Raw genomic sequence first — 7,026 nt, forward strand, 5'->3', positions numbered from 1 at the left:
GATCAGTACGCGTCTTCGAAGAGGGACAGCGTGAGCAGCGAGGTGTACGACCCGGGTGCCACGGTGACCGGGGTCTTCAGCACGAGGTTGGCGTTCGCGGTCCACTGCCCGGAGACGGCCTTGGCGTCGGCGGAGTCGAGAGCCAGGTAGAGCAGCTCCTGACCGGCGAGGCCGACCGCGTTCTGACCGGAGTCGAGCGAGGTGTCGACGACGTCGCCGGGTGCGACCTCGCCGTCGTTGGCCGTGACGACGGCCGGAGCCCAGCCGAGGTGGTCGGGGGTGATGTTCGGCTGGCCGGCGGTGCCGACGAAGTCCCCTGCCTGACCGACGACGTACCAAGCGACCCCGGCGGGGACGTCGGTGCGGGTGTCGGTGACGGTCACGTTCGGCAGGGCGCCGGTGAACTGGCGGAAGGATGCCGTCGTCCCGCTCTCGGTGAGAGTGGTCTCGGTGTTCGCGACGGTGAGGCTGAGCGCGCCGTTCGCGGTGGGGGCGATGTCGACCTTGACGTCGACGCCGTCGGTGTCCTCGGCGTCGGGGAACTCGGCGAAGGCGGCCGAGCCGACGCCGACGAGCAGCAGCCCGCCCAGGATTCCGGCTGCGCAGCGTGCTGCGGTGCCCTTCTTCATCATCTTCGTTTCTCCAGTTCCTCGGCCGGCGGATGCCGCACCGAATCGGCGATCAGCCGAGGAGCTGTCGGGTGCGCTCCTCGGATTCGGGCAGGAACTGCATGGGCGTCCTTGCCGCTTCCACTCCCAGCAGTGGGCGTGGCGTCTACCGATCACTGTCTGTTACCGGTAACGGGCCGACTGTAGCATACGGTCGTGCGCGCACGCCAGCATCGGATTCCCCGGTCGCAACCATTTCGTCGACCCCTGTCTTTTCGGTGTTGTGTCCGCTAACATTCCCCGAGGAAGCCCACCCGAGGGCTCACCAGGCGCAGCCGGAGCCCTGCCGCACGCCCGTCAACGACGACAAGGAGTACCGCCCATGAGCGCACCCACCCGACCACCTCGACGCCGCCGGATGCTCGCCGCCGGCGTGATCGGCTCGCTGGCGGCATCCGTCTGCGCGTTCGCGCCCTCGGCGGCGTTCGCGGCCGACGTGCCCGCACCGGCCGCGCACTACGACATGTCGCACTCTGGCCAGGCGCTGATCGACGTGTCGGGCAACGGCCGCAACGCCGCGCTCACCGGATTCACCGACGCGTCGTTCGTCGACGCGTCGGGCGACGCCGTGCTGAGGTTCAAGAAGGACGGGTACGCGAGCCTCCCCCAGGGGCTCGTCACCGGCGCCGACAACGACTTCACCGTCGAGTACACCGTGGCGACGCAGACCGCGACCAACCAGTTCGGATGGGTCATCGGCGACGGCGTCGGCGCGTGGAACACCACCCAGCTCGGCAACCACGTGTTCGTGAACCCCCGCTCCGCGGAGGGCTCCTACGCGAACCAGGTGCTCTCCGGCATCCGCGTGAAGTCGGGAAGCAGCAACGGCGAGGTGCGCCTGCCCGCCGGCGGCGGGCTGAACCCCGGCTTCACCACCCTCACCATGGTCGGCAGCGGCAGCACGCTCACCCTGTACCGCGACGGCCAGGTCATCTCGACCGCCACGCACGCGTACAACCTCAGCTCGATCGTCCCCACAGGCAGCACGCTCGGCTACCTCGGACGCTCGCTCTACACGGGCGACGCGCTGCTGCAGGCCGACGTCACCGACGTGAAGTTCTGGGACACCTCGCTCACGGCCGCGCAGGTCGCGGCGAGCATGCCCACGTCCGGCCAGAAGGCCGCCACCACGCAGGGCCTGCTCCGCTCCGATCTGCTGCCGATCATCGTCGGCGCGAACAGCTCCCTCGACGCCGTGCGCAGCAACCTCGTGCTTCCGGCATCCTCCAACGGCGTCGCGCTCACCTGGTCGTCCTCGGCCCCCGCGGTGATCTCGAACACCGGCGTGGTGTCCCGCTCCGTCACCTCCGACACCGCCGTGACCCTCACCGCGACCCCCGCCCAGGGCTCGCCGATCACGTTCTCCGTGACCGTCGCCGCGGCATCCGCCTCCGCCGACCTCGACGCGCTCTCGATCGCCCCGCGCACCACCGAGAACCTCCCGCTCGTCACGAAGGGCGCCGTCGACGGATCGACCATCACGTGGACGTCGTCCGACGCCGCCCTGGTCACCCCCACCGACCCCGCCTACGCGGCCCCCGCCGTCGGCATGGCCGACCCGTACCGCGGCGGCGGCCTCGTCGAGCGCCCTGCATACGGCGCCGGCGACCGCGAGGTCACCCTCACCGCGCACGCGACCCTGAACGGCACGACCGTGCAGCGCGAGTTCGCCGTGACGGTCGCCGAGCACGGCCGCACCGCACCGGATGCCGGCTACGCCAGCGCCTACTTCAAGTCCGACAGCGACGAGAAGATCTACCAGGCGGCGACCAGCGGCAACGACTTCTTCACGTTCTCCCCCGTCAACGGCGGCAACCCCGTGATCGCCTCCACCGCAGACACCAAGGGTCTGCGCGACCCGTACATCCTGCGCTCGCACGACGGCGACAAGTACTACATGATCGCCACCGACCTCTGCATCGGCTGCGGAACCGGCTGGGGCCCCGCGCAGTCGCAGGGCAGCCTCAAGGTCGAGGTCTGGGAATCGACCGACCTCGTGCACTGGGACCGCACCAACGGCGAGAACACCGGCATCACGATCAACCAGCCCGAGGCCGGCATGACCTGGGCCCCCGAGGCGTACTGGGACGACGACCTGCAGTCCTACGTCGTGTTCTTCGCCTCGCGCCTGTACTCCGACGCCTCCCACACGAACACGGACAAGCTCTACGCCCGCATGTTCGCCGTGCTCACCCGCGACTTCCAGACGTTCACCTCGCCGCCCGCGAGCTGGCAGGACACCGGGTACGCGCGCATCGACTCGACCGTCACGAAGATCGGCGACTACTACTACCGCTTCACGAAGAACGAGGAGTCCGGCGCCGCCGGCACCCTCGAGGCGGGCAAGGACATCTTCCTGGAGCGCTCGAAGGTCCTCACCGCGCCGACCACCTCGTCGAGCTGGAGCGCCGACCCGACCCAGACCTGGCAGCTCACCGACACCCGCATGACGAGCCTCGAGACCGGACAGGCCGGAGAGGGCCCCGAGATCATCAAGCTCAACGAGGGCGACCCGAACAACACGAGCGGCGACGGCTACGTCTTCCTCGTCGACAACTACGGCGCCGGCGGCTACCGCGCGTTCGTGACCACGGGCGACGAGATCGCCTCGAGCAGCCAGTCGAACCGCCTCTCGCAGCGGTCCACCTGGAACGTGCGACCCCAGGGCGGACTCCCCGCGAGCCCGCGGCACGGCGCGTTCGTCAGCGTCCCGCAGACCGTGCTCACCGCGATGCACGACTGGACGTCGATCGCGGCCGTCTCCTCGTCGACGGCTCTCACGGTGAACGGTCGGCAGGCGACGGCATCCGTCACCGCCGCAGACGGCGGAGACGTCGCCGGCGCCGTGACCTTCGCCGGCGGATCCTGGAGCACCACGGTCGCGCTGAGCGACGGCACGGCGACGGTCACCGTGCCCGCCGGGGTGACCAGCGTCACCGCGACGTACGACGGCTACCGCGACGGGCTCGTCTCGACCTCCGCCTCGGCCGCCGCCCCCGTGGACGGCCTGACGATCACCGCGAACGCCACGCTCCGCTGCGTCGCCGGCAAGGCGCAGGTCGTCGTCGCCGTGCACAACGCCTCGGCGGTCCGCGCCGACGTGGCCGTCGCGACCCCGTACGGCTCGAAGACGGTCTCGCTCGCGGCAGGCGCCTCGACGTCGGCGTCGTTCGCGAGCCGCCTGGCCACGGTCCCCGCCGGAACGGTCGCCGTGACCGCCACGGGCGCGGACGGGCAGACCTACGGAGCCACCACCCCCACCCCCGCCGGCGCCTGCGGCTGATCGGAGAAGAGAACATGACGACCCTGCTCTCCAGGAGCATCAGGAAGACGGCGGCCATCGTCGCCGCCACGGCGACCATCGTGGCGATCGGAGCGGTGTCCACGCACACCACCTCGGTCGCCGCGGGCGGTCCCGCGCCGCTCATCCACTACACGTTCGACTCCGCCACCGGCGGCACCGTCGGCGACGCATCGGGCAACGGCTACGACGGCGTGATCAAGCAGACCGGCGCCACCGTGCAGAACGGGCAGCTCACGCTGCCCGGAGGCGCCAGGGCCACCGCGGGATATCTCGAGATCCCGACGGCCGGGCTCGTCGGGGCGCAGCAGCTGACCGTGTCGACCTGGCTCACCGGCCGGTCGGGGGCCGCCAACACCGCGGCGGCCTTCATCGGCGCCCCCGTCGCCTCCGGTGCGAGCTACTCCAGCGGATACTGGCTGCTGAACCCGACGAATCCGAACGGCTACGTGAAGTCGGTCGTGACGAACGCGACGAACGCCTCGGCGCCCTGGGGCACCGAGCTCGGAGCCGGCGCCACGAACGCGGCGAGCAGCGGCATCCGCACACCCTCGGGCCCTGCGCTGTACACGACCGTGATCGACGGCGCCGCCGGCACGCTCACGACGTACGTCAACGGCGCGCAGATCTCGTCCGTGCCGATCGCGCGCTCCGTGGCGTCGTTCGGATCGTCGCTCGTGTCGTACCTCGGCCGTTCGACCTACAACGACAACGGGTGGGCGGGCGATGTCGACGACTTCGCCGTCTACTCCACCGCTCTCAGCGCGGCGCAGGTGCAGCAGGTCTTCTCCGACCAGGCGCTCGACCGGGCCGTCGCAGCGGTCTCGGTGCCTGGCACGGCGACCGCGTCCTTCACCCTGCCGACGAGCAGCAGCGGTGTGGCGATCTCGTGGGCGTCCGACGACGCCGCCGTGCAGGTGTCGGGCGGATCCGCCACCGTGACGCGACCGGCTCCGGGCTCAGCCGATGCCGTCGCCACCCTCACCGCGACCTTCACGCTGGGCGGGGCCACGACGACCCGCACGTTCTCCGTGACGGTCCCGGCCGAGCTGTCGGCGCAGGCGAAGGCGGATGCCGACATCGCCGCCGTCTCGATCGCCGGTCAGGACGACGTCCGCACGTCGTTCTCGGTTCCGACGAGCGGGGCCCACGGATCGACCCTGGACTGGACCGTCGTGTCCGGTGGTGCCGCGGCGACCCTCCGCGAGGGCGTCAAGGCCGGCGTCGCGACCGTGTCGATCACGCGCCCCGCAGCCGATGCCGCCGCCGCGACCGTCGTGCTGTCCGCGACGGCGACGAGCGGAGCAGCCACCGCGAGCCGCCAGTTCACGCTGACCGTGCGCCCGCAGCCGGCGGACGCCGGAGACCCCGAGGCGTACGTGTGGGCGTTCTTCACGGGTGAGGGGGCGGGCGCCGAGCGCGTCAGCCTCGCCGCCTCGAAGGGCGACGACGCGCTGCGCTGGAACACCCTGAACGACGGGGAGCCGATCTTCGCGTCCTCGCAGGGCACGCAGGGCCTGCGCGATCCGTTCATCATCCGCTCGCACGAGGGCGACAAGTTCTACATGCTCGCCACCGACCTGAAGATCGACGGCCTCGCCGGCGGCTTCACGACCGCGCAGATCTCCGGGTCGCTGTTCATCGAGGTGTGGGAGTCCACCGACCTCGTGAACTGGTCGGCGCAGCGCCACGTGCAGGTGTCGTCTGCCTACGCCGGCAACACCTGGGCGCCCGAGGCGTACTGGGACGATGAGCTCGGCCGCTACGTGGTCTTCTGGGCGTCGAACCTGTACCCGACGACCGACGCCGCGAGCCGCACAGCGGTGACCTACAACCGCATGATGTACGCGACCACCGACGACTTCGTGACCTTCTCGGAGCCGCAGGTGTGGTCGGACGTGCCGCGTGGCACGGGCAAGGGCCTGATCGACTCCACGGTCGCGAAGCAGGACGGCGTGTACTACCGCTTCACGAAGGACGAGGCGTCGATGACCCTCCGCGAGGAGAAGTCGACCGACCTGCTCGCGACCATCACCGGTGCGCTGCCCGGAACCTCCGGCGCCGCAGACCAGTGGACGCTGGTCAAGGAGCAGATCGCGACCGGACTGCCGAACGGCGAGCCGGGAGGCACGTACTCCAGCGGCGAGGGACCGAGCATCTTCCCCGCCAACCCGGGAGACGTGAACGGCTTCGAGTGGTACCTGTTCATCGATCAGCCGAACTACCACGGCGGGCCGAACCACTACATCCCGTTCGGGTCGGACGACATCGCGAACGGATCGTCGTGGCAGCCGCTCGGGTCCATCCTGCGCGCGAACCTGCCGCAGAACAGCGACGGAGGAAAGCCGCGCCACGGCACGGTGATCCCGGTCACCCGCGCCGAGTACCAGACGGTGCTCGAGGGCTTCGCGCCGGAGATCGCGGTGACCGAGGTCGCCCCGATCACGGCATCCACCACCGCCGGTCGCGCACCCTCGCTGCCGAAGGCCGTGCTGACGACCGCGAGCGGCGCGACCTCCACGGTCGACGTCGCCTGGGCGGGAGTGGACCCGGCCGACTACGCGTCCCCCGGCGCCTTCACGGTGCGCGGCATCGCGCAGGACGATTCGCGGATGCCGGTCACGGCCACCGTCACGGTCACGCCGGGCGTCGGTCTCGACGTGTCGTCCCGCTGCGTCGCCGGCAGGGTCGTCGTGACCGCGAAGGTGACGAACGCGGCGGCCTCCCCCGTCGAGGTCGCCCTGGCCTCGCCCTACGGCGAGCGCATCGTGGACGTCGCCGGAGGCAAGAGCACGACCGTGACCTACACGACCAGGGCGGCCTCGATCGCGGCCGGTCAGGTGCAGGCCTCGGTCGGCGGCGTCGCCGCGGCATCCGCCTCGTTCGCCGGGCGCACCTGCTGACGCCGTCGCACTCGCGGGCGTGAGCCTCGTCGGGGGGGGGGGGGGGGGGGGCCCCCCCCCCCCCCGCGGGGGGGGGGGGCGCCGCGGGGGGGCCCCCCCCCCCCCCGCCCCCGGGCGCCCGGCGCCCAGGCGGGCGCGGGCCGCGGGCCCGCGC

General features: G+C 71.3%; 3 protein-coding genes. 2 read left to right on the plus strand and 1 reads right to left on the minus strand.

Going from position 1 to position 7,026, the window contains the following annotated elements:
- Positions 1-2: 2 nt before the first annotated feature.
- Complete coding sequence (locus ACFY5A_RS02915; RefSeq protein ID WP_105677078.1) at positions 3-632, minus strand: hypothetical protein; 630 nt, start codon at positions 630-632, stop codon at positions 3-5.
- A 358-nt stretch (positions 633-990) separates the two neighbouring features.
- Here ACFY5A_RS02915 and ACFY5A_RS02920 point away from each other — a divergent pair, with 358 nt between their 5' ends.
- Both ACFY5A_RS02920 and ACFY5A_RS02925 read left to right on the plus strand, forming a co-directional pair.
- Positions 991-3,951 (plus strand): immunoglobulin-like domain-containing protein, encoded by a 2,961-nt coding sequence (locus ACFY5A_RS02920; RefSeq protein ID WP_387231680.1) that lies wholly within the window; start codon positions 991-993, stop codon positions 3,949-3,951.
- A 14-nt stretch (positions 3,952-3,965) separates the two neighbouring features.
- On the plus strand, positions 3,966-6,872 hold the full coding sequence (locus ACFY5A_RS02925) for an immunoglobulin-like domain-containing protein (protein ID WP_387231682.1): 2,907 nt from the start codon (positions 3,966-3,968) through the stop codon (positions 6,870-6,872).
- Positions 6,873-7,026: the final 154 nt, after the last annotated feature.

This window comes from Microbacterium sp. NPDC012755 (genome assembly GCF_042901325.1).
Classification (GTDB): Bacteria; Actinomycetota; Actinomycetes; order Actinomycetales; family Microbacteriaceae; genus Microbacterium; species Microbacterium natoriense.

Excerpts from the sequence above, each read along its gene's own strand:
- ACFY5A_RS02915 (WP_105677078.1), bottom strand. The coding sequence starts at position 632 with ATGATGAAGAAGGGCACCGCAGCACGCTGCGCAGCCGGAATCCTGGGC.
- ACFY5A_RS02920 (WP_387231680.1), top strand. The coding sequence starts at position 991 with ATGAGCGCACCCACCCGACCACCTCGACGCCGCCGGATGCTCGCCGCC.
- ACFY5A_RS02925 (WP_387231682.1), top strand. The coding sequence starts at position 3,966 with ATGACGACCCTGCTCTCCAGGAGCATCAGGAAGACGGCGGCCATCGTC.